Raw genomic sequence first — 25,459 nt, forward strand, 5'->3', positions numbered from 1 at the left:
TGTCAAGAAGCGTTTTCTTAGCAGGATTTTCCTGAGTTTGACAAGAATAAAAGACTAGGATTAAACCTAGTCTTTATTTTGATAATTATTAAAATATTGTTTAGATTCTTTGATAATAATTGGTGAAAGAGCAAGTAGTGCAATCAAGTTTGGAATAGCCATTAAACCATTAACAATATCTGCAATAACCCAGATTGTTTCAAGGCTAATGTATCCACCCAAGGCAACCATTATAATGAAAATAACACGGTAAACTGGAATTGCTTTAGTCCCAAAAAGAAATTCGAAACAACGTTCTCCGTAGTAACCCCATCCAAGAATTGTTGTAAAGGCAAAGAGAATTAAACTAATTGTCAATGCGTAAACACCAAAGTTACCAAAGACAGTAGAGAACGCTGATTGCGTTAGAGTTGCTCCATTGAGGTTGCTTGTCCAGCCACCAGTAACGATGATTGATAGACCTGTTAGTGTACATATAATGATGGTATCGATGAAAGTACCAGTCATAGAAACAAGACCTTGTTCAACGGGTTCTTCGGTTTTGGCAGCAGCAGCAGCAATTGGTGCAGAACCAAGACCAGATTCATTTGAGAAGATACCACGCGCAATACCAGCTTGGATTGCTGTAATTACAGTTGCGCCTGCAAAACCACCTGTAGCAGCTTTACCAGTGAAAGCAGATTTAATGACTAAAACAATACTTGGAATGATTTGGTCATAGTGGAAAGCAAGGATAGTAATTGTTGCGAGAATATAAATAATCGCCATGAAAGGCACAACTTTTTCAGCAACTTTTGAAATTGATTGAATACCACCAAAGATGATAATGCTAACTAAAACAGCTAAAACCAAGCTAATAATTTTTGGTGACCAACCGACTGTATTGCTGAGAGAGTCAGTAATTGAGTTAACCTGTGTAAATGTACCTGAACCAAATAGCGCCACCATAACACCAAAGATTGAAAAGGCGATTGCTAGCGGTTTCCAGTGTTTTCCCATTCCGTTAACGATATAATGCATTGGACCACCAGCAATTTCACCATTTGCGTCTGTTGTACGGTATTTAATCGCCAAGAAACCTTCTGAGTATTTAGTCGCCATACCAAAGAATGCGGCTAACCACATCCATAGAAGTGCACCAGGGCCACCAAGTTTAATAGCAGTCGAAACACCCACAATATTACCAGTACCTACTGTAGCAGCAAGAGCTGTTGCAAGAGCCGCAAAACTTGAAATATCACCTTTTCCTTTCGCTTCAGATGCGAAAATAAGTTTTAAAGCTTTTGGAAGTCGAAAAACTTGCAGCAATCCTAAACGAATAGATAGATAAATTCCTGTTCCGACGAGCAGAACAAGAAGAGGTGGTCCCCAGACTAGACTGTCTAAAGACGATAGAAAATTATACATAATCAAACTCCTAAGTCAGTCATAGTACTATAATCATTGGTTAAAGGGTAAGTCATCTGGTGATTCTTTATCTTTTAGCCATTAAATAAGTACTACTTAATTAAAATTTTCTTCCCATTTTCAGAAAAAATAGAATAATTTTAACTAATTAATTATATAGATAGAATGGGCTTTTGTCAAATTTTCTTCTATAAAAAGTCTTCAAAAAGTCTTCAAAATGAGCGCATTTCATTGCAATTTCGGATAATTTCAAGAAAATGTTTCAGCTAAAGTAAGATTATTTGGTCAATAGTTTGTCATAGTATTAGTTTTTAAGATTATATTGATAGAAAACACTTACATTTCCAGCTATAATACAAGAGTAAGCTTAAGTATGAGGTGAATAATATGACAAAACAATTTCCAAAAGATTTTTTATGGGGTGGTGCAACAGCTGCCAATCAGTTTGAAGGGGCGTGGAATGTTGATGGACGTGGTCCAGCAACTTCAGATACTTCACGCGCTGTAGCTCCAGAAGAACGAAAATCAATGGGAAGTGAATTTAATACGCCAATGAATCGTGCAAAATTAGATGCTGCCTTAAACGATAAAAAAGGACTTTATCCAAAACGTTGGGGATCTGATTTTTATCACCGCTATAAAGAAGACATCGCTCTTTATGCTGAAATGGGCTTCAAAACATTTCGTATGTCAATTGCTTGGTCACGTATTTTCCCAAATGGTGACGATGCAACACCAAATGAAGCTGGTTTAGCATTTTATGACAAAGTTTTCGATGAGTTAAATAAATATGGTATTGAACCACTTGTAACACTTTCTCACTATGAATTTCCAATTCATTTAATTACAGAATACGGCGGTTGGAAGAATCGTAAGGTGATTGATTTCTTTGTTCGCTATGCAGAAACTGTTTTTAATCGTTACAAAGATAAAATTAAATATTGGTTAACGTTCAATGAAATTAACATCATTGGAATGACTGGTTACCTTTCTGGTGGACTTTTGTTTGAAGATGGAAAATTAAATCTTCAAGAAATGTATCAAGCAGCACACCACCAATTTGTAGCATCAAGTCTTGCTACAAAAGTTGGTCATGAGATTAATCCTGACTTTAAGATTGGTTGTATGTTAGCTCGTATGCAAGCTTATCCTGCAACATGTAATCCTGACGATGTCATGGAAGAAATTAAAAAAGACCATGAAAATCTATTCTTCTCTGATGTTCAAGTTCGTGGTAAATACCCTTCATATGCAAAACGTTTCTTCAAAGAAAACAATATTAAGCTAGATATTGCTGAAGGTGATCTTGAAATCCTTGAAAAATACCCTGTCGATTTCATGTCATTCTCTTATTACATGAGTTCAATTGCTCGTAAAGAAAAAACAGGCAATCAAACTGCAGGAAATCTTATGCTCAGCGAACCAAATCCATATCTAGAAGCATCTGATTGGGGTTGGCAAATCGATCCAGTTGGTCTTCGCATTACCCTTAATAAGCTTTACGATCGCTATCAAGTGCCACTTATGGTTGTTGAAAATGGTCTTGGTGCTCTTGATAAAGTGGAAGAAGATGGCTCAATTCACGACCAATACCGCATTGATTATCTTCAATCACACGTTAAACAAATGTATGAAGCCATTGAAGACGGTGTTGATTTGATGGGGTACACTTGGTGGGGCTGTACAGACCTTATTTCAGCGTCAACATCAGAAATGTCAAAACGTTACGGATTTGTCTATGTTGATGCGGATGACCAAGGAAACGGTAGCTTTGATCGATTACGAAAAGATTCATTCTTCTTCTATAAAGATTTGATTGCATCACGTGGTGCTAATATCCTAAATGATTAATAAGTTAACTCAGTTGGAAATTCCAACTGGGTTACTTTTCTAGAAAGGAAATGTATGGGAAAAAAACTGTATCTAATGCGTCATGGCGAGACTCTTTTTAATACTCAAGGTCGTGTTCAAGGAGCTTGTGATTCTCCTTTGACACAACTTGGTATAGATCAAGCTATGCTCGCTAAGAAATATTTTGATGACAATGCGATTTCTTTTGATAAAGTCTATTCATCAACGCAGGAAAGGGCGACAGATACCGCAAAATTGGTTTCTGCGCAAGAGAACGTTGTTCAGCTAAAAGGCATCAAAGAAATGGATTTTGGACAGTTTGAAGCGCAGCCAGAGTTTTTATTGCCAAAGTTCAGACCAGGTGCAAATTCATTCGAAGATTTATTAGTTCCATTTGGTGGAGAAGATATTATGGCGGTTGGTGCGCGTGCTTTAAAGACTATTCTTAAGGTTTTGCAAGAAGAAGACGATGCTGAGAGCCTACTTATGGTTAGCCACGGTGCAACGATGTGGGGACTTTGTCTCCAACTAAAAATAGCATTTCCAAAAGGTGTTGGCTTTTCAAATTGTGCTATTTGTGAGTTTGATTATGACGGTAAACTGCATCTTGATAAATTAATTTCGCCAACTAAAGATTTTGAAACATATTTATTTGAGAGGGATGAGAATCAATGAAGACATTTTATTTAATGCGACATGGACAAACACGTTTTAACTTACAAGGTCGAATTCAAGGAGCTTGTGATTCTCCTTTAACAGAACTTGGTATTGAGCAAGCAAAAGCAGCAAGACGCCATTTTGAAGAGGAAGGCATTACATTTACTCGAGTCTACTCATCAACGCAGGAACGTGCTTGTGATACCGCAGAACTTGCAACTGGAAGAGATGATTATATTCGATTAAAAGGGATTAAAGAGATGGATTTTGGCTCTTATGAAGCTCATCAAGAATACCTAAATCCACCTGTTCATCGTGAAGACGGCTCAGGTTATCGTGATTTCTTTGTGCGCTATGGCGGTGAGTCAAATGTTCAGGTATATGAGCGCGTGAGCCGTACGATTCGTGAGAGATTAAATCAGAGCGAAGATGACGAGACACTCTTATTTGTCAGTCATGGCGGAGCCATTACGCAGTTTTATCTTCATGCAACAAAAAATCCGCCTATTTTAAAGAAACGCATGTCAAATTGTGCAATTCTGGAAATTGCTTACGATGGCACAGACATGGAAGTAAAATCGATTTATAATCCAGTTGACCAAGAGTATATTTTTAAGCGTGATAATAAAGAATAAAGCAGCAGACTGTTCGCTATTTTAATATATTTTGCTATAATGGGAATAACTGAATTAAGGAGAATTTATTCCCCATGAAATTAGAGAAAAAACATGTTTATTATATAGTGATTGCTTTTGCAATTTGTTATGCGATTCAGGCTTACTGGAGCGCTGGTGCATCAATTATTTCTACCATTTTTAAGGCAAGTCACCCCTTTATGATAGGGGCAGGTATTGCTTATATTGTCAATATTGTGATGAGCCTTTATGAGATGATTTTTACACGCTTGATTAAAAATAAGTATCTACTAAAATTAAAACGTGCAGTTTCAATGATTTTAGCCTATCTCACTTTTATGCTACTTATTAGCTGGTTATTTTCAATTGTGTTGCCTGACTTGATTGCAAGTATTAATTCTCTTTTGAAAATTGATACGAGTGGTTTTTCAAAATTTATCAAGGAAGTCAGTGATAATAAAGCTGTACAAGAGTTTCTTGCTTATTTTGGGTCTTCATCAGACATTACAGCAACCTTGTCTGACTACAGTAAACAAATATTGAATCAGGTTTTAGCTGTTCTAACAAATATTTTAACTTCGGTGAGCACCATTGCATCGACTCTGTTAAATGTCTTCATTAGTTTTGTCTTTTCAATTTATGTGTTGGCAAGTAAGGAGCAGTTGGGACGTCAGTTTAATCTTTTGATTGATTCTTACCTTGGAAAATATGCTAAAACTGTGCACTATGTTTTGGATATTTTGCATAAGAGATTTCATGGTTTCTTTGTCGGTCAGACTCTAGAGGCGATGATTCTTGGAAGTTTGACAGCTATTGGTATGTTCTTATTCAAATTACCATATGCAGCAACAATTGGTATTTTAGTGGCGTTTACGGCATTAATTCCAGTTGTAGGAGCATATATCGGTGTAACAATCGGATTTATCCTCATTGCGACACAAGACGTGTCACAGGCGATATTCTTTGTTATTTACTTAGTTGTTCTACAGCAATTTGAAGGAAACATAATTTATCCGCGCGTGGTGGGTGGCTCAATTGGATTACCTGGTATGTGGGTGCTGATGGCAATTACCATTGGTGCGTCACTATGGGGAGTTCTAGGAATGCTTGTTGCAGTACCGTTAGCAGCAAGCTTATATCAAATGATTAAAGATAACGTCGCAAAACGTCAGAAAAATCGACTACAATAACTAAAAATTAAAGGAAATACCTTCAACTTACGAATAAATAAGTGGAGGTATTTTTATGTACACAATTGAGATGAGAGCAGATGCCATGCTACCGCGTGAGCGTTTGCGAGATTTAGGTGCAGAGCAACTAAGCAATCAGGAATTATTGTCGATTTTATTACGTACGGGAACAAAGACTAGGCCTGTTTTGGAAGTGGCAAATGATATTTTAAAACACATTGATAGCTTAGCGGATTTTCAGCATCTATCTTTACAAGAATTGCAAAAAATTAAGGGAATTGGTCACGTGAAGTCCATTGAAATTAAAGCGATGATTGAATTAGCTAAGCGCATTAGCAAGGCAGAGTACGTCCAAAAAGAGCGTATTATGAGCAGTGAACGTCTAGCTAGAAAGATGATGCTAGAACTTAGTGACCAAAAGCAAGAGCATCTAGTAGCCATTTACCTAGATACACAAAATCGGATTATCGAGCAACGTACTATTTTTATCGGTTCAGTTCGTCGCTCAATTGCTGAACCACGTGAAATTTTGTATTATGCTTGTAAAAATATGGCAACTTCAGTGATTATCGTTCATAACCACCCTTCTGGTTCGCCAGAACCTAGCGAAAATGATTTGCGCTTTACTGAAAAAATAAAGCGTTCATGTGAAGATATTGGACTAATTTGCTTAGATCATATCATAGTAGGCAAATACCAATATTACAGTTTTAGAGAAGAAACGGATGTTTTATAAGCAATAAAAAAGCCTGAGGAAAATTCTCAGACTTTGAAAAAAGTATTTAAATACTAAATTTCTTGAGCAAGGCATTATTGATTTGATTGGCTCATAAAATAGAGAAGTGTTTGAAGTTCACTAGTCAAATCAACATATTGAACAATCACATCCTTAGGAACATTAAGGTGTACAGGTGAGAAACTTAGGATTCCATGGATTCCAGCTTCAACCAAAATATCAGCAACTTCCTGAGCTTTAGTACTTGGTACAGTTAAAATAGCTGTTTCTATCCCAGCTTCCTGAGCATGTTCTTTAAGAGATGAGATACCATAGATTGGAATACCATCAGAGGTTTGATGTCCAACAATCTCGTTATCATCAGTATCAAATGCCATTGCAATTTGCATTTTATTACGGTCATGGAAACGGTAATGAAGTAGTGCACGTCCGATATTTCCACATCCTACTAAAAGAACGTTTGTTGTAGAATGGTCATTTAAAATATCAGCAAAGAAATTCATTAATTTTTTGACGTCGTAGCCAAAGCCGCGTCGTCCGAGTTCACCAAAATATGAAAAATCTCGACGAACTGTTGCAGAATCAATTCCCATAGCATCCGCAATTTGTTTTGAACTTGCTTTTTCAACATTATCAGTATTAAAACGTTTGAAAATACGATAATAAAGCGAGAGTCGCTTTGCTGTTGCTTTAGGAATAGATTTCTCAGTAGTCACAATACCATCTCCCTTTTACTTACTACATCTATTGTAACAAAAACTTTGTGAAAATAAAAACAAATTTTTGAATTAATTAAAAAAACAACTCTTAATCTGCCTTGAAGCAGGTAAAGAGTTGCTTTTTTATTAAACTTCTTTTTTAGTGAAAATATCACGTTCAACGAGACTATCCATCAAGAAGTAGAATTTTTCTTGGAGGATTTTGTTATCTTCAGATTTGAAGATATTAACAAAACGTAGTCCAGATTTATCAGTGATGCTTAATTTAAATCCTGTTAAATCTTTGTTGATTGTGATTTTCAATGGAAAACCGTCGCCTGAATTTGGAACTTTTTCTAACAAGCGAGTTAATTCGTAATTACCGATACGGTTTTGAGTAAAGGTTGTATCACGAAGTGTGTATTTTTTGATGTCATTGCTAATAGCATAGCTGTAAAGACAGTCTTGTAGAGTGATTTCTTTTTCAAATGCCATCCTAGTTTCCTACGATTTCTTTTAATTTTTGTGCGAGTTCTTGAACTTCTTCGATAGTATTAAGCTCTGAGAAGCTAACGCGGATTGATTCAGTTAAACGATGAGAGTCGTCACCGTATAGACTTGCCAAAACATGACTTGGATCAACGGTACCAGCAGTACAAGCAGAACCTGTTGAAACGGCAATTCCTTCTAAGTCAAGACGTGTTAGAAGCATACCATTGTTTTGATTTGGAAAACCAATATTAAGCACATGAGGCATTTTGTTCTCGCTACCGTTGATATAGTAATCTAGTCCAGAAATACCATTGAGAAAGGCTTGGTTAAGCTCCTCAACATGCTTAAAGTTTTTGTCTTTGTTAGCAACGGCATCAGATAAGGCTTGTGCCATACCAACGATACCAATCATATTTTCAGTGCTGGCTCTTCGTTTGTCTTCTTGTTCACCACCGTGGAGCAAGTTATCAAAATGTTGTGGTGTTGAGTAAAGGATACCGACACCTTTTGGTCCATGGAATTTGTGAGCAGAAGCAGAAAGAAAATCAGCTTTAATATCTTCAGGAAAAACATCGGTTTTTCCGATAGCTTGAACAGCATCAACGTGGAAAGCAGCCTGGTGATTTTGAAGGAGTTCACCAATTTCTTTAACTGGAAGTATATCACCAGTTTCATTGTTTGCAAACATTGTGCTGACTAAGGTGGTATCATCACGCAAAGCATCAGTAACTTGTTTAGCAGTAATTTGGTTATTTTCAGGTTTCAAATAAGTGACTTCAAAACCAAAGCGTTTTTCCAAGTACTCCATTGTAAGAAGAACTGAATGGTGTTCAATAGAAGTTGTAATAATGTGCTTACCTTTAGCTTGGTTAGCAAGGGCATAACCTTTGATAGCTGTGTTGTTGCTTTCAGTAGCACCTGATGTAAAGATAATGCGGCGTGGGTCAGTTTTTAAAGCTGAGGCAATGGTTTGGCGAGCTGAACGAAGACGCTGATTAGCGCGACGCCCAATGCCATGAATGCTTGATGGGTTACCAAAGTCATTCTTCATAATTTCTGTCATTGCATCAATAACAGAAGGGGTGAGAGGGGTAGTTGCAGCATTATCAAGATATATCATTTATTATTTAGTCCTTTTTAGCGTTATATGAGAATAGTGGGCTGAGCGGAGCTTTTTCGTGGATACGAGTAATCGCATCAGCAATCAATTGGCTTGCAGAAAGATATTTGATATTTTTTGGCAACCGTTCTTTAGTATCGACAGAGTCAGTTACTAAGATTTCCTTGATAGGAGCAGCATCAAGACTGTCAGCGGCAGCGCCAGCAAATAGACCATGGCTTGCTGCTGCATAGATTTCTGTTGCGCCACCACGTTCAACGATTTTAGCTGCCTCAGCAAATGTTTTACCAGTGTTTAAGATGTCATCGATAAGGATTGCTTTTTTACCAGCAACATCACCGATGATGTAACCTTCTTCACGGTGTGAATCATCTTCAGCGTAGTCGATGATAGCGATTGGTGAATCAAGAGTTTGAGCCAAGTTACGAGCACGTTTGATTCCAGAGTTTTTAGGGCTGACAACAACAACGTCTTCACCTTTCAAACCTTGTTCAAAGTAGTATTTAGCAAACAATGGAACAGTAAAGAGGTTATCAACTGGGACATCAAAGAAACCTTGTACTTGAACAGCGTGAAGGTCAAGGATTAAAAGACGGTCAACACCAGCTTTAACTAGCATGTTTGCAACAAGTTTAGCTGTGATTGGTTCACGTGAAGCAGCGATGCGGTCTTGGCGTGAGTATCCAAAGTATGGGATAACGACATTGACACTGTGTGCGCTGGCACGTTTACAAGCGTCTACCATAATTAATAGTTCCCAAAGGTTATCATTAACAGGGTAGCTAGTTGATTGGATGATGTAGATATCATCTCCACGAACTGTTTCTTCGATGTTAATCATGATTTCGCCGTCTGAAAACTTGCGTGTTGATACTTTTCCAAGAGGGACACCTAAAATATCCGCAATTTTTTGTGCAATCTCTACGTTAGAAGATAGAGAAAAAAGCTTGAACTGTTTGTCGGCGTAAAGTTCTGCCATGATATAAATAAACTCCTTTAAAATTAATACTTATATTTTACCAAAAAAAACGAAATAATTCAGCATTTTTAAGGAAAAGCGTGTTTAATTTCGCTTAAGTGTTGCACTAAAGCGAGCGACCTTGCTTTTAGCATACTTGAAATCAATGTCATGCTGAGCTAGGAAGTCATCAAAGTCTTTTTTGCCTTTTTTGGCATTTTCAACTTCGAGTTCAAGTTCATAGTCCTTGATATCAGCGTATTGGTTGCTATCAAGTGCCATAAGACCAATGTTTGTCATCGTTTCTCGGCGTATTGTTGTAAGACTACCGAAGTTTTTTAAGCTTGATAATTTTACACCGTTTTCTTCAATAAGCTTAAGAAAGTCAACGTCAGGAAATTTTCCAGACTTAATAATACTTTTTGCTTCTTCGACACTTAAATCATAGTTGTATTCTAAATTTCCAACTTCTTTTGGAATTTTTAGGGTGATTTCAGCACGATTTGGCAATGTCCGGATACGAAGTGACATGCGGTGCCCCTTCATGTCAAAATTATCTGAATCAAAGTAATAGTTAGTCTGAGTTACAGGCGTAACATGAGACAGTTGACTGTTGAGACGATTGAACTCGTCTTTAGTGAGTAACGTTTTGTACTCAATTTCAAGGTGTGTCATAAAAAATTTTTCCTTTTTTCACCATTAGGTTTTATGTTATAATAAGTTCGTTATATTAATTCTATACAAAAGTCAATTTTTTGACAAGGATTGGTTATGTCATCGTGACAAGCCCATCCCATTAGGAAGGAAATGTGATGGACTGGGAAAAATTTTTAGATCCTTATGTACAAACAGTTGGGGAGTTGAAGATTAAACTTCGCGGAATTCGTAAGCAATTTCGTAAACAAAATCGACATTCACCAATTGAATTTGTAACTGGTCGCGTAAAATCTGTTGAGAGTATCAAGGAAAAAATGGTACTGCGCGGAATTAAGCCAGAAAATATTGAACAAGATTTGCAAGATATAGCAGGTCTGCGTATTATGGTTCAATTTGTTGATGACGTTGATGAAGTTTTAACGCTTTTGCGTAGTCGACGAGATATGAAAATCGTTCAAGAACGTGATTATATCACCCACATGAAAGCAAGTGGATATCGTTCTTATCATGTGATTATCGAATATCCTGTTGACACAATTGATGGTCAAAAAGTGGTTCTAGCTGAGATTCAAATTAGAACGCTCGCGATGAACTTCTGGGCAACAATCGAACATTCATTGAACTATAAATATAAAGGCGAGTTTCCAGATAAGATTAAAAAACGTTTGGAAACAACAGCAAAAATCGCTCTTGAGTTAGATGAAGAAATGCGAAAAATTCGCGAGGATATTAGGGAAGCACAGCTTTTATTTGATCCCGCAAGTCGGAAATTAAATGATGGTGTAGGAAATAGTGATGACACAGACGAATATTACAGATAAGGCGACGCGTGTCGCTATCATAGCAAACGGGAAATATCAGAGTAGACGAGTAGCTTCAAAGTTATTTGCAGCTTTCAAAGAAGATAAGGATTTTTATTTATCTAAGAAAGATCCAGATATTGTCATTTCCATTGGTGGTGATGGCATGCTTTTATCTGCTTTTCATACTTATGAGAAGATTCTTGATAAAGTTCGTTTTGTAGGAATTCATACAGGCCATCTTGGTTTTTACACTGATTATCGAGATTTTGAAGTTGAAAAGTTGATAGAGAATTTGCGTGCTGATAAGGGGAGAAAGGCTTCTTATCCGGTTTTACGTGCTAAGATAACACTGGATGATGGACGTGTTATCAAGGCACGCGCGCTTAATGAAGTAGCCATTAAACGTATTGAAAAGACAATGGTTGCTGATGTGATTATTGATAAAGTAAAATTAGAACGTTTCCGTGGTGATGGTATTTCGGTATCAACGCCAACAGGCAGTACAGCTTATAATAAATCTTTGGGCGGAGCTATTTTGCATCCAACGATGGAAGCAATGCAATTGACCGAGATTTCTAGCTTGAACAATCGCGTTTATCGTACCTTAGGATCTTCAGTGATTGTTCCTAAAAAGGATAAAATTGAAATTGTTCCTAAGCGCCAAGGCATTTATACTGTGTCAATCGATAACAAGACGATGCATTATAAAAATGTGTCGAAAATTGAATATTACATTGACAATAAAAAAATTAGTTTTGTGGCAACTCCCTTCCATACAAGTTTTTGGGAGCGCGTGAGAGATGCCTTTATAGGAGAAGTAGATTCGTGAGATTTGATTTTGTTGCGGACCGACGAACAAAAGTAAAAACATTTTTAAAGGGACATGATGTCTCAAAAGGCTTACTTGCAAAAGTAAAGTTTAAAGGTGGAAATATTTGGGTAAATGGCGTTGAGCAAAATGCCATTTATTTATTGGATGAGGGAGATGTTGTAACGATTGAAATCCCTGATGAGCAAGAACATGAGACTTTGATTCCAGTCAAACATGATTTGAATATTGCTTATGAAGATGAGCATTTCTTGATTTTGAATAAGCCATATGGCTATGCCAGCATTCCAAGTATTTTACACTCAAATACCATTGCTAACTTTGTAAAAAATTACTATCTTGAGCAGAATTATCCTAACAAACAAGTTCATATTGTGACGCGTTTGGACAAGAATACAAGTGGTTTGATGCTCTTTGCTAAACACGGTTATGCACATGCAAGGCTTGATAAACAACTGCAAAATAAAACAATTGAAAAGCGGTACTATGCCTTGGTTTCTGGACAAGGTGATCTGGCAGACGAGGGCGAAATTATTGCACCGATTGCTCGAGATGAAGATAGCATTATCACACGTCGTGTGCACCCTTCAGGAAAATATGCTCACACAAGTTATAAAGTTGTTGAGAAATTTGGTGATGTAGCTCTAGTAGATATTCGTTTACATACTGGACGTACACACCAAATTCGAGTACATTTTTCTCATATTGGTTTCCCACTTTTGGGGGATGATTTGTATGGCGGTCGTATGGATCTTGGTATTACTCGCCAGGCACTTCATTGCCATTATCTACGTTTTGTTAACCCTTACACAAATGAAGAGATAATTCAGAGCACAAACTTGACAGATGACTTTGATAGCGTTATCATTGAGCTACAAAACAATTAGATGGAAGGTTGATTTATATGGGAATTCGATCTTTATTTGGTAGCTTGAGGGAAAAAATTATTGGTAAAAACCTTAAAATTGTTTTTCCTGAAGGAAATGACGAACGTGTTCTTCGTGCCGCCGCTCGTTTGAAATTTGAAGGGTTGATTGAACCGATTATTCTCGGTGATGCTACAGAAGTTCGAGAGTTATTGACTAAGTTTGGTTTTGCTGATCAAAATTATATTGTCATCAATCCCCAAAATTACGATAAACTTGATGAAATGAAAGAAGTTTTTCTTGAAATTCGTAAAGGAAAAGCTACTCCAGAAGATGTAGATCGTTTATTGAAAGACGTTAACTATTTTGGTGTAATGCTTGTTAAGTTAGGTTTGGCTGATGGTATGGTTTCGGGAGCTATTCATTCGACAGCTGATACTGTCCGTCCAGCGCTTCAAATCATTAAAACAAAACCTGGCATTTCTAGAACATCTGGTGTTTTCTTGATGAATCGTGAAAGCACTGATCACCGTTTGATTTTTGCTGACTGTGCTATCAATATTAATCCGAATGCTCAGGAATTATCTGAAATTGCTTTAAACACGGCTGAAACAGCTAGAATTTTTGATATTGATCCTAAAATTGCCATGTTGAGTTTTTCAACTAAAGGAAGTGCAAACGCTCCTGAAGTTGAAAAAGTTCGTGAAGCAACTCAGTTGGCAAAAGGACGTCAGCCTGAATTAGCTATCGATGGTGAATTGCAATTTGATGCGGCATTTGTACCAAGAACAGCAGCAGTTAAAGCACCAGATAGTAAAGTGGCTGGGCAAGCAAACGTCTTTATCTTCCCAGACCTTCAGTCAGGAAATATTGGGTATAAGATTGCACAACGTCTTGGTATGTTTGAAGCAATCGGTCCAATTCTTCAAGGACTTAACAAACCTGTGAATGATTTGTCACGTGGTTCAAGTGCTGAAGATATTTATAAATTAGCAATTATTACAGCAGCACAAGCTGTAGATGATATGGAATAAAGAAAAATCAGTTGGGTAGCCGTCAACTGACTTTCTTATATAACGTTTTAGAAAGAGAATAAAATGACAAAAATTGCATTAGTAACAGGAGCTTCTGCTGGTTTTGGTAAAGCTATTGTTAAAAAGTTAGTATTAGATGGCTATCGTGTTATTACTAGCGCTCGTCGTTTGGAAAAATTGCAGAGCTTACAAACTGAATTCGGTGAAGACAAAGTTTATCCGCTACAAATGGATGTTTCACAGACTGACTTGATTGACCAAGCTTTAGCAAGTCTACCAGAAGACTGGAAGCAGATTGACCTTTTAGTCAATAATGCTGGGTTAGCGCTTGGTTTAGATAAGACATATGAGGCAGATATTTCAGACTGGATGACGATGATTAATACAAATATCGTAGGTCTTGTTTATTTGACGCGCCAAATTTTGCCAAGCATGGTTAAGCGTAATTCAGGTATGATTATCAATCTTGGTTCAACAGCTGGAACAATCCCATACCCTGGTGCGAATATTTATGGTGCTTCAAAAGCTTTTGTGAAGCAATTCTCCCTAAATTTGCGAGCTGACCTTGCTGGTACTAAGATTCGTGTGACAAATATCGAACCAGGGCTTTGCGAAGGCACAGAGTTTTCGAACGTACGCTTTAAAGGCGATGATGAACGTGCTGAAAAACTTTACGAAGGAGCACATGCCATTACGCCAGAAGATATCGCAAACACCGTCTCATGGGTGGCTAGCCAACCAGAACACGTTAATTTCAACCGCATTGAAATGATGCCAGTGTCTCAAACCTACGGAGCACAGCCAGTTTATCGCGATTAATTTTTATATGAGTTAAAGAGCCAAAAGGTTCTTTTTTTAGTTTTATGAAATTTTGAAAAAGCATGAAAATAAGACTTGAAAATAGAAGAGAAAAGTATTACTTTTTCATAAGATATAACTATCGTTTTTAAAAAGTTCTTAGTAAAATAGAGAAAATAAGATTGAAGAGGGTATTGCTGTGCGTAAAATTGTGTTTTTAGATGTTGATGGAACTTTGGTTGATTATCACAATCGTATTCCAGAATCTGCGGTAATAGCAATCCGCAAGGCGCGTGAAAATGGGCATAAAGTATTTGTGTGTACGGGTCGTAGCCGTGCAGAAATGCAGCCTGAACTTTGGGAGATTGGTCTTGATGGCATGATTGGTGGAAATGGTTCATATGTTGAATATGATAACCAAGTTATCATGCATCAGATGCTTTCAGAAGAGGACTCAAAAGCAATTGTGGATTGGTTACATGAACGTGGCTTAGAGTTCTATTTGGAGTCAAATAATGGTTTGTTTGCTTCAGAAAATTTCAAAGAAGCAGCGCGACCAGTCATGAGACAATACGCTCTTCAGAAAGGGAAAACTGCAGCAGAAGTTGAAGATATGGAAGCTGAAGATGCTCTTCATGGCTTGGTTTATGGTGAAGAATTATATCGCAATGACCTCAATAAAGTTAGTTTTATCTTGAATTCTTACCAAGACCATTTGGATTCTGCCACAGCTTTTCCAAATCTTAAAGCAGGAACTTGGGGCGGACGTGGTGAGACGGCACTTTTTGGTGATTTAGGTGTTAAAGACATCACTAAAGCGCATGCGATTGAGGTTTTACTTGAACATTTGCAGGCTAGTCAAAAAGATACCATTGCTTTTGGTGATGCAAAAGTAGATATTCCGATGCTTGAGTATTGTGATTTTGGAGTTTCTATGGGAAATGGTGGCCCTGAAATCTTGGCAGTGGCAGATATGGTGACTGATGATGTTGAAGAAGATGGCATTTATAATGCCTTTGAAAAATTAGGTCTGATTTAGTAAGAGAGTGCTTGGCAGGTGTGCTAAGCATTTTTTTGATATTTTTATCCGCTTTTTAATATTGAATCATATGATAGTACAAAGAATGCATTGGATAACATTAGTATTTCATAAATGATAGCGCTATAATGAAGTCAATGAAAAGTGAAAGGGAGATTTACATGTTACACAAAACTTTAAAACCATTTCCGGATTATTTCTTGTGGGGTGCATCAACTTCAGCTTATCAAGTTGAAGGCGCAGCATTAGAAGATGGTAAAGGGCCTTCTTGTCAAGATGTCAAAGAATTACCAGCAGGAACTGCAGATTTGTCAGTTTCAGTGGACCATTACCATCACTACAAAGAAGACATTGCTTTGATGGCAGAAATGGGATTTAAGTCATACCGTTTTTCAATTTCATGGTCACGTATTTTGCCAAACGGGACAGGTGAAGTGAATCCAAAAGGAATTGAATTTTATAATAACTTGATTGATGAATGCTTGAAATATAATATTCAACCAATCGTGACAATGTTCCACTTTGATATGCCAGCAGCGCTTGATGAACGAGGTTCTTGGTCAACACATGAGTCAGTAGATTGGTTTGCAGAATACGCACGTGTTTTGTTTGAAAACTTTGGTGACCGTGTCAAATATTGGTTAACCATTAACGAACAAAATATGCTAACTTTGGTTGGTCCAGTTATCGGTACACTTCATGTGCCAGAAGGAACAACAAATCTCACTAAGGAAATCTACCAACAAAACCATCACCAATTGGTTGCGCAAGCAAAAGCCATGCAACTTTGTCATGAAATGTTGCCAGATGCTAAAATTGGTCCTGCTCCAAATATTTCTTTGGTATATCCAGCTTCTTCAAAACCAGAAGATATTATTGCTGCTCAAAACTTTAATGCCCTACGTAACTGGCTTTACCTTGATGCATATGTCTTTGGTGAATACAACAACCTTGCATGGGCTTATATGGAAGAAAATAATGCTGTGCCTACAGTTACAGATGAAGACCGTGCTATCATGAAAGCAGCTAAACCTGATTTTATTGGATTTAACTACTATAATACCGCAACTGTTGAAGCTTCTGACGGTAGTGAGGTAGCAGGTGCAAACGGTGACCAACAATCAAATCAAACTTTCCCTGGTTTTGCTAAAAGTGTTGATAATCCAAACCTTGTAAAAACAGAATTCGGTTGGGAAATTGACCCTGTTGGATTCCGTGCGACAGTTCGTGAAATGTACAGTCGTTACCACTTGCCACTTTTAGTTACTGAAAATGGTCTTGGAGCGTATGATACCTTAACAGAAGATGGCAGAATTCACGATGATTATCGTATTGAATATCTCCGTCAACACATCGCTCAAATTCATTTAGCAATCTCTGATGGTGTTGATATGCTTGGTTATAATCCTTGGTCAGCAATCGACCTTATCTCAACACACGAAGGTATCCGTAAACGTTACGGCTTTATCTATGTAGACCGCACAGATGAAGAAATCGGAAGTCTTAAACGTTATCGTAAAGATTCATTCTTCTGGTACAAGAAAGTCATTGACACAAACGGTCAAGATTTATCTGATTAATAATATTAAAAGCACTCAGCTAATTACTGAGTGCTTCTTTTAAATTTGAGTGAATTGTTTTTTCTTGAGTTCGAAAATGACATCAGTTTCTTTGGCGACGGCTGTTTCGTGAGTTACGATAATGACTGTTTTATTTTGCTGATGTGCGATTTCTTTGAAAATCGAAACGATATCTTGCGTGGTTTCTTCGTCTAAATTTCCTGTCGGTTCATCCGCGATAATTAAATCATGTCCAGTTGCTAAGGCGCGTACGATAGCAACACGTTGCTGTTGACCGCCAGAAAGTTTGAGAACTGGCTTATCAATCATTTTTCTAGGGATGCCAACGAGTTCGAAAAGCTCTTCAATTTTAGCATTATCAACAGATTTATTAGAAATTTCTAGCGCCGTTTGAACGTTTTGACGAGCAGTCATGTAGGTCATTAGATTGTAAGCTTGGAAAATAGTCGATACTGCATTTCGACGATAATTGGTCAAGCCAGATTTGTTAATATCTGTGTCATCCAAGTAGATTTGTCCAGTTTTAGGACTGTCAAGTCCAGCTAGTAGTGAGAGGAAAGTTGTTTTTCCGCTTCCTGACTGACCAAGGATTGAATAAACTTTTCCTTTTTCAAAAGTTAGATTCACATCTTTAAACAGATAATCGTCGGGATTATTGGTGTACCAGTAGCCGATATTTTTAGTTTGTAACGTCATATGATTGTCCTTTCTAGTTAGAAGTCAAGATGTCTTTAGGTTTCATTCGGATAATACCGATACTTGCTAAAATCGTTGACACAAATGAAATAAGAAGAGCAATACCACCGAGTTTTGCAACATCTGTTCCGGTTAATTTGATATCAAGGTCATCGATTTCTTGGCCAGAAGACGTAGCCATCGCAACCATGTTACCCATGCCACGACCTCCGCCGTTTCCAGGCGCAGATGGTTTTTGATTCGAATTAGTGTCTGTGTTGCTGTCAGATGATTTAGTATCTTGTCCAGGTCCGCCAGCCCCAGGTCCAGCATTTTGAGTTGTTTGTTCAGTAGAAGTTGATGACGATAGCAATTGATTTCCAAGGGCATTACCGACAAAATTACCTGCAAATGAAGCAATGGCAAGCGAAACCACAGTTACCATAAGAAGTTCTGTGAAGAATGGACCGATAATCTTCAAACGATTTTCACCGAGACTCATCAAGACACCAATCTCATAACGGCGTTCGCGGATGCTTAAGATGATGATAAGTGTCAAAATAACGGCACCTGCAACAGCAACTAAAATCACGATATTTTGTGCGATTGATGAAATGTTATTTAATGGTGAAAGCATTTGTTCATAGATTTCATCACTTGAAGTTACTGAGTAAGAATCTGTGTCGATGTCAGACTTGATTTCTTTGACGAAAGCATCCATATTTTTAGGATTTGAAAGTGTATAAATAGCTGAATCAAGCGTGTCAGTTTCACCCGTGGTCAGGTTGATTAGAGTCTGTTGAAGTGCTATCGCTTGTATCATCAGAAGATGAAGAAGTTGAAATTGCAGAGATTCCATCACCAGCAGTTGCTGTGGTAGTGGTTGTGAAGAGATAAGATGCAACATCATCTTTTTCTGCAATTGATTTTGCTGTTGCGAGGTCGATAGAAGTCACTGCAGAGCCACCATCTGAATTCTCGTCACTTGCTTCACTATTGTCAGAACTGTTTTCACTATCAGGTTTGAAATCTTTCATCATTGCTTCGCGGTTAACTGATAAGGTGACCGTAGCGCCAGCTTTGCTTTTTGCGGACTCAACTGCAGAATTTGCTGCATTTTTAATGGTTAGACCAGCTAACACAAAAATCAATATAGCACTAGTTACTAGAATTAATAATCCAGTTCGTCCTTTTTTAGCTTTGGTCACAAGCCAAGCTCTTTTAAAAAAATTCATATAAAACTCCTTTGCATTTGTTACAAAAAGTTTACCTAACCAAAACTGAAATAAAGCTAAAATAAAACTTAAAGTCATAAAATTCAGAAATCAGATAACGTACGTAAATAGCGAACGTTATAAAAATATATTTTATAAAGAGTTGACATAAAACGAATAAAGATATAAAATAACAATGGAAGGGTAATGAATTACCTAGCGATGCTCTGCTATTTAACACGAGTAGGAGAGTTATAGGAAGGTTATTTTTTAATGAAAGAGTCGATGTATTTTTGGCTACTCTATTAAGTGAAAAAGTGATTGCTATTATTCCTAAAATGAGTTGCCAATGATACAAAGACTATGGAGAAACTTATATGTATAATGAAATGCCTGTCTTTGATTACGAAGATATCCAATTGATTCCTAACAAATGTATCATTAAGAGTCGCTCAGAAGCTGATACGCATGTGACACTCGGTGATTATACTTTTAAGTTACCAGTTGTGCCAGCAAATATGCAAACGATTATCGATGAAGATATTGCTGAACAGCTTGCTAAGGATGGCTATTTTTACATCATGCACCGTTTTGATGAAGCTTCTCGTAAGCCATTTGTTAAACGTATGCATGACCAAGATTTGATTGCTTCAATCTCAGTAGGTGTTAAAGATTATGAGTACGATTTTGTCTCAAGTTTAAAAGATGACGCACCAGAATTCATTACTATTGATATTGCTCACGGGCATTCTGACAGCGTGATTAATATGATTAAACATATTAAAAAAGAGTTACCAGATACTTTTGTTATCGCTGGTAATGTCGGAACGCCTGAGGCTGTTCGTGAGTTGGAAAATGCTGGTGCAGATGCTACAAAAGTTGGTATCGGCCCAGGTAAAGTATGTATTACAAAAGTGAAAACTGGTTTTGGTACAGGTGGCTGGCAATTAGCTGCGCTTCGTTGGTGTGCAAAAGCTGCCCGCAAGCCGATCATTGCTGATGGTGGTATTCGTACGCACGGTGACATCGCTAAATCAATCCGCTTCGGTGCCACAATCGTTATGATTGGTTCGCTTTTTGCTGGTCATTTAGAAAGTCCAGGAAAATTGGTAGAAGTAGATGGCAAACAGTACAAGGAATATTATGGCTCTGCTTCTGAATACCAAAAAGGTGAACACAAAAACGTTGAAGGTAAGAAAATCTTGTTACCTGTTAAAGGTCATTTGAAAGACACGCTTGTGGAAATGAAAGAAGACCTTCAAAGTTCGATTTCATATGCTGGTGGACGTGACCTTCATGCCCTGACACGAGTAGATTATGTTATCGTTAAAAATTCAATTTGGAACGGTGACTCGATTTAAAGAAGGGAGATGTCAGTATCTTCAGAAAATTACTTCTTTAATAATCAGGCCGATTTCATCTTGAAATCTCAAATTAAAATGATACAATATCTATAATATTAATGTGATAGTTAAAATTTAATAAAGCTTATTTATGCTACGAATGGGCGTAGCGTTTCTACAAGACACCGTAATGTCTAACAATAAGTCAATTGCTCAGTAAGTGACTGAGAAGCGTTTTTACGTAACTGTAAAAGCGAGACCGAGTTTTACAAAAAGGTGTTTACGATTCGTAAACACTTTTTTTATATATTTTGTCTTCGTTAAGATTGCCCTAAAAAGCTTCAGAGTAAGTTGTTAGTTTTGACAATCCAATTTTTAATAAGATTTAAAAGGAGAATCCATGAAATTATTGGAAGAACGCATCTTAAAAGATGGGAATGTTTTGGGTGAGGATATCTTAAAAGTAGATAGTTTCCTTACACACCAAGTTGACTTTGAACTAATGCAAGAAATTGGTAAAGTTTTTGCCGAAGCTTATAAAGAAGCTGGTATCACAAAAGTTGTTACAATCGAAGCATCAGGTATTGCGCCAGCTCTTTATGCAGCACAAGCTATGGGTGTTCCGATGATTTTTGCTAAAAAAGCTAAAAACATCACAATGACAGAAGGCATCCTAACTGCTGAGGTCTACTCATTCACTAAGCGCGTGACAAGCACGGTATCAATTGCAAGTAAATTCTTGTCAGAAGATGATACAGTTCTTATCGTTGATGATTTCTTAGCAAATGGTCAAGCAGCCAAAGGTCTTCTTGAAATCATTGGTCAAGCAGGTGCCAAAGTCGCTGGTATCGGTATCGTTATCGAAAAATCTTTCCAAACAGGTCGTCACTTACTTGAAGAAGCAGGTGTTCCTGTAACATCACTTGCTCGTATCAAAGAATTCAAAGATGGAAAAGTCATCTTTACGGAGGCAGATGCATAAAATGGAAATGAATGAACAAAATCACCCACAAGCAGCAATCCTAGGTTTGCAACATTTACTTGCTATGTACGCAGGTTCAATCCTCGTACCAATTATGATTGCAAGCGCACTTAATTATTCAGCTGAGCAATTAACCTACCTAATCTCAACTGATATTTTCATGTGTGGGGTTGCTACTTTCTTACAGCTCCAATTGCGTAAGTATTTTGGAGTAGGGCTTCCAGTTGTTCTTGGTTGTGCCTTCCAATCTGTAGCTCCATTATCAATCATCGGTGCAAAACAAGGTTCAGGTTACATGTTTGGTGCTTTGATTGTCTCTGGTATCTATGTGATTTTGATTTCAGGTATTTTCTCAAAAATCGCCGATTTCTTCCCACCGGTTGTAACAGGTTCCGTCATCACAACAATTGGTCTGACATTGATTCCAGTTGCGATTGGTAATATGGGTGATAACGCTGATACACCAACAGCTCAGTCTTTGATTTTAGCACTTGTGACAATTGCTATTGTGCTTGTGGTTAATATCTTTGCTAAAGGTTTTATTAAATCAATTTCTATCTTGATTGGTTTGATTGGTGGTACGATTGTAGCAGCGTTTATGGGCTTAGTTGATACTTCAGTTGTTGCTAACGCTCCGCTTGTTCATATTCCACAACCATTTTACTTCGGTGCACCAAAATTTGAAATCACATCAATCATTATGATGTGTATCATCGCAACCGTTTCAATGGTTGAATCAACTGGTGTTTACCTTGCGCTTTCAGATTTGACTGGTGAAAACCTTGACAGTAAACGACTTCGCAATGGTTACCGTGCAGAAGGTGCAGCTGTTCTTCTCGGTGGTATTTTCAATACTTTCCCATATACAGGATTCTCTCAAAACGTTGGTTTGGTTCGTATTTCTGGAATCAAAACACGCCGTCCAATCTACTACACAGCCTTGTTCCTTGTTATCCTTGGACTTCTTCCAAAATTCGGTGCTATGGCACAAATGATTCCAAGTCCAGTTCTTGGTGGTGCCATGATTGTCCTATTTGGTATGGTTGCCCTTCAAGGGATTCAAATGTTACATAAAGTTGATTTCGAAAATAACGAATATAACTTTATCATTGCTGCAGTCTCAATCGCTTGTGGTGTTGGTTTTAACGGAACAAATCTCTTTGTTAGCCTTCCAAACACAGTTCAAATGTTCTTAACAAACGGTATTGTCATTGCCGCATTATTCGCTGTTGTTCTTAATTTGATTTTAAACGGGAAACAAAAAAAATAAGCGTTTAGATATAAATAAGCCATTCTATAATTCTCTAGAATGGCTTTTAATTTATCGTAGCATCTGAAAATGCGATTTTAACCCGCTAGTAATGGCTAGGCGATTGTCTTTTGTGATGAGAATGCCTTCGATATTTGGTGTATTTTGAATGGTGGTTAGAGCTTGTATGATTGGTAGCCCAAAGAGTTTTGTCGTCCATATTTCACAGTCAACAGATAAATCAGAAACAATGGTTAGACTTGCCATGTCAGTTTCAATTGGATAGCCAGTTTTTCGGTCAAAAATGTGGTGGTAATCTTTGTGACCAATTCGCAAATGTCGTTCGTAGATGCCTGAAGTGACAACAGATTTATTTTTGAGAGATAAAATTCCGATATTATTCCCACGAGTGGTTTTCGGATTTTGGATACCAATTCGCCAAATGCCGTTTTCTTGTTTTGGATTGTCACCGTAAACGAGAACATTGCCACCAAGGTTAATCATGGCAGAAGTGACTTTTTCAGACTTTAGATAGTCCATGACTTTATCAGCGATATAACCTTTAGCTAGAGCACCGAGGTCAATTTTCATTCCTTTTTGGCTGAGGAAAATACTCTTCTTATCAGGATTTAGAATAATATTATTAGGATTTGACAAGGCTAGCGCATTTTGAATTTTTTTAGGATTTGGGACATTCGCATCGACAAAACCAATGCGCCAGCTTTGCACCAATGGACCGATAGCAATATTGAGATTTCCTGGATGAGTGAGGCTGTGCGTTTTACCAAGCTGTGTCAGCTCAAATAAATCTGGGTGAACACTGACAGGATCAATGCCGGAGCTGTTGTTAATCACCATAAGCTCAGAATCAGCATCGTTTGCACTGAAACGATTTTTATAGATTGTTAATAGGTGGCAGACGTCATTGATATGTTTTTCAGGAGTGTCAGACTCAATAAGGATATCGATGATTGTTCCCATCATTTTTATGCTATGACTTAATTGCATGTGTTCACCTTCCAAAATCTTTCTTAGTTTAGCATAATGTTTCTAGTTTAAAAAGCAATTATTTAATAATGATAAAAAAGCCGCCTATAAAAGGTGGCTTGTTAGTTATAATGAAAAATTAGTTTTTCTTTTTCATTTCGCCATGTGGGTAGTAAGTACCTTCAGGCATATCGTTGATGAAAACGTGGATAGCTTCTTTTGGAGCTTTAGCGATACGTGAAACAACTTCAGTTACTTCGCGAGCAAGCTCAACTTTTTGTTCTTGTGTTCGACCTTCGAATAAATCGATTTTTACGAATGGCATAAGAATCTCCTTTAAAATAAATTAACACTACAATTTTAGCATATTTAGCAGTAAAATTCAGTGCTTATCGGGAAAATAGGGAATGTTTTTTTATTCTATTTAAAAAGTTTTAAAATATCAGATAAGCCAAATGTTGTTTTATGATAAACCTTATTGTAGGCCGCTTTTTTAGGATTTTTAATCCAGCCAGATCCTTTTTTGCCATATCCTGGAATAATAGTCTTTTTGGCTTGCCTTTTCCATTTACCTGTAGTACGAGCCCTCAAGTTCTTTTTTAAACTTGGTTTTCTAAATCCAATTTTCATGGCTATAACCTCCACAAATTAGTTTATTTCTTTCAATGTATAAAATACTCCAAAGTAATTTTTCCGTCAATAAGTTTTGAAAATTTGTATACACATTCTCGTAATACAATTGTGATTCTTTTAATGAAATGTTATCTAATCTACATGAGTGCTATGCTATAATATAACTAAGCTTTAACAACTTAACCGCAGGGTGGGTGATGTTTTGTCGCTCTTTAATGCGTTAGGTATTTTTTGTGTTGGTCACTGATTTTTTATGAGTAATAAGGGCTAGTAGTGTGTTGCTACTAGCTTTTTTGTGCATTCAAATGTTACTCGTATCGCATTAATTAAGCAGATACTTTTTGAATTGCTGGTTACCTGGTTTAATCCACGGTGATTTTATGGTAGAATAGAAGAATATTAGTAGAAGGTAGGATTGTCACTTTTGGCTCAACTCTATTATAAGTATGGAACCATGAATTCTGGTAAAACCATCGAAATTTTAAAAGTAGCTCACAATTATGAAGAACAAGGAAAACCTGTTGTTATCATGACATCAGCTCTTGATACACGTGATGGGTATGGTATTGTTTCAAGTCGTATCGGTATGCGTCGTGAAGCTATTGCAATTACAAATGAGATGGATGTTTTTGAATACGTCAAAGCTTTACCAGAAAAACCATACTGCGTTTTAATTGATGAATGTCAATTTTTAACGAAAAAGCATGTCTATGATTTGGCGCGTGTTGTTGATGATTTGGACGTTCCTGTGATGGCTTTTGGGTTAAAAAATGATTTTCAAAACGAATTGTTCGAAGGCTCCAAATATCTACTGCTATTAGCAGATAAAATTGACGAGATTAAAACCATTTGTCAGTTTTGTTCTAAAAAAGCAACCATGGTCTTGCGAACTGAAAATGGCAAGCCTGTTTACGAAGGAAATCAAATTCAAATCGGTGGCAACGAAACCTATATCCCCGTTTGCCGTAAACATTATTTTAATCCAATGATTTCCAAAGAAAAATAAGAAAATGAATTTGCAAAAGA

26 protein-coding genes, 1 pseudogene and 1 riboswitch are annotated in these 25,459 nt (G+C 37.2%); of the genes and pseudogenes, 16 read left to right on the plus strand and 11 right to left on the minus strand.

Annotation, left to right across the window (positions count from 1 at the left end):
• Positions 1 to 66 precede the first annotated feature (66 nt).
• The gene (locus HMPREF0819_RS01720) at positions 67 to 1,407 is read right to left on the minus strand and encodes an alanine/glycine:cation symporter family protein (RefSeq protein ID WP_004231461.1); all 1,341 of its coding nucleotides are present in this window, start codon (positions 1,405 to 1,407) and stop codon (positions 67 to 69) included.
• A 387-nt stretch (positions 1,408 to 1,794) separates the two neighbouring features.
• On the opposite strand from HMPREF0819_RS01720, the gene HMPREF0819_RS01725 reads away from it, so the two are divergent.
• The 5 genes from HMPREF0819_RS01725 (at position 1,795) to radC (ending at position 6,476) form a co-directional block, all read left to right on the plus strand.
• Entirely contained in the window at positions 1,795 to 3,258 is a 1,464-nt protein-coding gene (locus HMPREF0819_RS01725; protein ID WP_004231462.1) for a glycoside hydrolase family 1 protein, read from the plus strand.
• 54 nt (positions 3,259 to 3,312) lie between these two features.
• Positions 3,313 to 3,933, plus strand: a complete 621-nt coding sequence (locus HMPREF0819_RS01730; RefSeq protein WP_004231463.1) for a histidine phosphatase family protein — start codon at positions 3,313 to 3,315, stop codon at positions 3,931 to 3,933.
• Complete coding sequence (locus HMPREF0819_RS01735; protein WP_004231464.1) at positions 3,930 to 4,550, plus strand: histidine phosphatase family protein; 621 nt, start codon at positions 3,930 to 3,932, stop codon at positions 4,548 to 4,550. Before HMPREF0819_RS01730 ends, HMPREF0819_RS01735 begins: the two co-directional genes overlap by 4 nt.
• Before the next feature lie 74 nt (positions 4,551 to 4,624).
• The gene (locus HMPREF0819_RS01740) at positions 4,625 to 5,740 is read left to right on the plus strand and encodes an AI-2E family transporter (protein ID WP_004231467.1); all 1,116 of its coding nucleotides are present in this window, start codon (positions 4,625 to 4,627) and stop codon (positions 5,738 to 5,740) included.
• A 55-nt stretch (positions 5,741 to 5,795) separates the two neighbouring features.
• Entirely contained in the window at positions 5,796 to 6,476 is a 681-nt protein-coding gene (radC, locus tag HMPREF0819_RS01745) for a RadC family protein (RefSeq protein ID WP_004231468.1), read from the plus strand.
• Between the two features lie 74 nt (positions 6,477 to 6,550).
• On the opposite strand, the gene HMPREF0819_RS01750 is transcribed toward radC, so the two are convergent.
• The 5 genes from HMPREF0819_RS01750 to HMPREF0819_RS01770 all read right to left on the minus strand — a co-directional run bounded on the left by HMPREF0819_RS01750 (position 6,551) and on the right by HMPREF0819_RS01770 (position 10,419).
• Positions 6,551 to 7,192 carry a redox-sensing transcriptional repressor Rex gene (locus tag HMPREF0819_RS01750; protein ID WP_004231474.1) on the minus strand — a complete coding sequence of 214 codons (642 nt, stop codon included), beginning with the start codon at positions 7,190 to 7,192 and terminating at the stop codon, positions 6,551 to 6,553.
• Positions 7,193 to 7,321: 129 nt separating this feature from the next.
• Positions 7,322 to 7,669, minus strand: coding sequence for a DUF1831 domain-containing protein (locus HMPREF0819_RS01755; protein ID WP_004231480.1), 348 nt, complete (start codon positions 7,667 to 7,669; stop codon positions 7,322 to 7,324).
• Position 7,670: 1 nt separating this feature from the next.
• A complete protein-coding gene (locus tag HMPREF0819_RS01760; protein ID WP_004231482.1) occupies positions 7,671 to 8,786 on the minus strand; it encodes a cysteine desulfurase family protein in 1,116 nt (371 codons plus the stop codon).
• A gap of 7 nt (positions 8,787 to 8,793) precedes the next feature.
• Positions 8,794 to 9,765: a ribose-phosphate diphosphokinase gene (locus HMPREF0819_RS01765; RefSeq protein ID WP_004231483.1), complete on the minus strand. Its 972-nt coding sequence runs from the start codon at positions 9,763 to 9,765 to the stop codon at positions 8,794 to 8,796.
• Between the two features lie 84 nt (positions 9,766 to 9,849).
• On the minus strand, positions 9,850 to 10,419 hold the full coding sequence (locus tag HMPREF0819_RS01770) for a CYTH domain-containing protein (protein WP_004231485.1): 570 nt from the start codon (positions 10,417 to 10,419) through the stop codon (positions 9,850 to 9,852).
• Positions 10,420 to 10,556: 137 nt separating this feature from the next.
• Here HMPREF0819_RS01770 and yjbM point away from each other — a divergent pair, with 137 nt between their 5' ends.
• The 7 genes from yjbM (at position 10,557) to HMPREF0819_RS01805 (ending at position 17,350) form a co-directional block, all read left to right on the plus strand.
• On the plus strand, positions 10,557 to 11,222 hold the full coding sequence (gene yjbM / locus HMPREF0819_RS01775) for a GTP diphosphokinase (RefSeq protein ID WP_004231487.1): 666 nt from the start codon (positions 10,557 to 10,559) through the stop codon (positions 11,220 to 11,222).
• The gene (locus HMPREF0819_RS01780; protein WP_004231489.1) at positions 11,197 to 12,033 is read left to right on the plus strand and encodes an NAD kinase; all 837 of its coding nucleotides are present in this window, start codon (positions 11,197 to 11,199) and stop codon (positions 12,031 to 12,033) included. The genes yjbM and HMPREF0819_RS01780 overlap by 26 nt, the downstream gene beginning before the upstream one ends.
• Positions 12,030 to 12,920, plus strand: coding sequence for an RluA family pseudouridine synthase (locus HMPREF0819_RS01785; protein WP_004231491.1), 891 nt, complete (start codon positions 12,030 to 12,032; stop codon positions 12,918 to 12,920). The genes HMPREF0819_RS01780 and HMPREF0819_RS01785 overlap by 4 nt, the downstream gene beginning before the upstream one ends.
• A gap of 17 nt (positions 12,921 to 12,937) precedes the next feature.
• A complete protein-coding gene (gene pta, locus HMPREF0819_RS01790) occupies positions 12,938 to 13,933 on the plus strand; it encodes a phosphate acetyltransferase (RefSeq protein ID WP_004231493.1) in 996 nt (331 codons plus the stop codon).
• Positions 13,934 to 13,996: 63 nt separating this feature from the next.
• On the plus strand, positions 13,997 to 14,752 hold the full coding sequence (locus HMPREF0819_RS01795) for an SDR family oxidoreductase (protein ID WP_004231495.1): 756 nt from the start codon (positions 13,997 to 13,999) through the stop codon (positions 14,750 to 14,752).
• 178 nt (positions 14,753 to 14,930) lie between these two features.
• Positions 14,931 to 15,770 carry a Cof-type HAD-IIB family hydrolase gene (locus HMPREF0819_RS01800; RefSeq protein WP_004231496.1) on the plus strand — a complete coding sequence of 280 codons (840 nt, stop codon included), beginning with the start codon at positions 14,931 to 14,933 and terminating at the stop codon, positions 15,768 to 15,770.
• Positions 15,771 to 15,931: 161 nt separating this feature from the next.
• Positions 15,932 to 17,350: a glycoside hydrolase family 1 protein gene (locus HMPREF0819_RS01805; RefSeq protein ID WP_044023265.1), complete on the plus strand. Its 1,419-nt coding sequence runs from the start codon at positions 15,932 to 15,934 to the stop codon at positions 17,348 to 17,350.
• Positions 17,351 to 17,389: 39 nt separating this feature from the next.
• Here HMPREF0819_RS01805 and HMPREF0819_RS01810 read toward each other — a convergent pair whose 3' ends face one another.
• Together HMPREF0819_RS01810 and HMPREF0819_RS01815 are read right to left on the minus strand one after the other, a co-directional pair.
• Positions 17,390 to 18,046, minus strand: coding sequence for an ABC transporter ATP-binding protein (locus HMPREF0819_RS01810; RefSeq protein WP_004231502.1), 657 nt, complete (start codon positions 18,044 to 18,046; stop codon positions 17,390 to 17,392).
• 13 nt (positions 18,047 to 18,059) lie between these two features.
• Positions 18,060 to 19,260, minus strand: a pseudogene (locus HMPREF0819_RS01815) (FtsX-like permease family protein).
• A gap of 356 nt (positions 19,261 to 19,616) precedes the next feature.
• Between HMPREF0819_RS01815 and guaC the strand changes: the two are divergent.
• The 3 genes from guaC to HMPREF0819_RS01830 all read left to right on the plus strand — a co-directional run bounded on the left by guaC (position 19,617) and on the right by HMPREF0819_RS01830 (position 22,834).
• On the plus strand, positions 19,617 to 20,600 hold the full coding sequence (gene guaC, locus HMPREF0819_RS01820) for a GMP reductase (protein WP_004231508.1): 984 nt from the start codon (positions 19,617 to 19,619) through the stop codon (positions 20,598 to 20,600).
• Positions 20,601 to 20,707: 107 nt separating this feature from the next.
• Positions 20,708 to 20,803, plus strand: a riboswitch (purine riboswitch).
• 179 nt (positions 20,804 to 20,982) lie between these two features.
• Positions 20,983 to 21,564 (plus strand): xanthine phosphoribosyltransferase, encoded by a 582-nt coding sequence (locus tag HMPREF0819_RS01825; protein ID WP_004231510.1) that lies wholly within the window; start codon positions 20,983 to 20,985, stop codon positions 21,562 to 21,564.
• Entirely contained in the window at positions 21,557 to 22,834 is a 1,278-nt protein-coding gene (locus tag HMPREF0819_RS01830) for a nucleobase:cation symporter-2 family protein (RefSeq protein ID WP_004231512.1), read from the plus strand. The genes HMPREF0819_RS01825 and HMPREF0819_RS01830 overlap by 8 nt, the downstream gene beginning before the upstream one ends.
• A 51-nt stretch (positions 22,835 to 22,885) precedes the next feature.
• Here the strand turns inward: HMPREF0819_RS01830 and HMPREF0819_RS01835 are convergent, their stop codons facing one another.
• From HMPREF0819_RS01835 to HMPREF0819_RS01845, 3 genes are all read right to left on the minus strand, one after another.
• Complete coding sequence (locus HMPREF0819_RS01835; RefSeq protein ID WP_004231513.1) at positions 22,886 to 23,821, minus strand: FAD:protein FMN transferase; 936 nt, start codon at positions 23,819 to 23,821, stop codon at positions 22,886 to 22,888.
• A gap of 118 nt (positions 23,822 to 23,939) precedes the next feature.
• Positions 23,940 to 24,125, minus strand: a complete 186-nt coding sequence (locus HMPREF0819_RS01840) for a 4-oxalocrotonate tautomerase (RefSeq protein ID WP_002888803.1) — start codon at positions 24,123 to 24,125, stop codon at positions 23,940 to 23,942.
• Positions 24,126 to 24,220: 95 nt separating this feature from the next.
• Positions 24,221 to 24,430 (minus strand): hypothetical protein, encoded by a 210-nt coding sequence (locus HMPREF0819_RS01845; protein ID WP_044023266.1) that lies wholly within the window; start codon positions 24,428 to 24,430, stop codon positions 24,221 to 24,223.
• 427 nt (positions 24,431 to 24,857) lie between these two features.
• On the opposite strand from HMPREF0819_RS01845, the gene HMPREF0819_RS01850 reads away from it, so the two are divergent.
• Positions 24,858 to 25,439: a thymidine kinase gene (locus tag HMPREF0819_RS01850; protein ID WP_044023406.1), complete on the plus strand. Its 582-nt coding sequence runs from the start codon at positions 24,858 to 24,860 to the stop codon at positions 25,437 to 25,439.
• Positions 25,440 to 25,459 lie beyond the last annotated feature (20 nt).

Source organism: Streptococcus equinus ATCC 9812 (genome assembly GCF_000187265.1).
Taxonomy (GTDB): domain Bacteria; phylum Bacillota; class Bacilli; order Lactobacillales; family Streptococcaceae; genus Streptococcus; species Streptococcus equinus.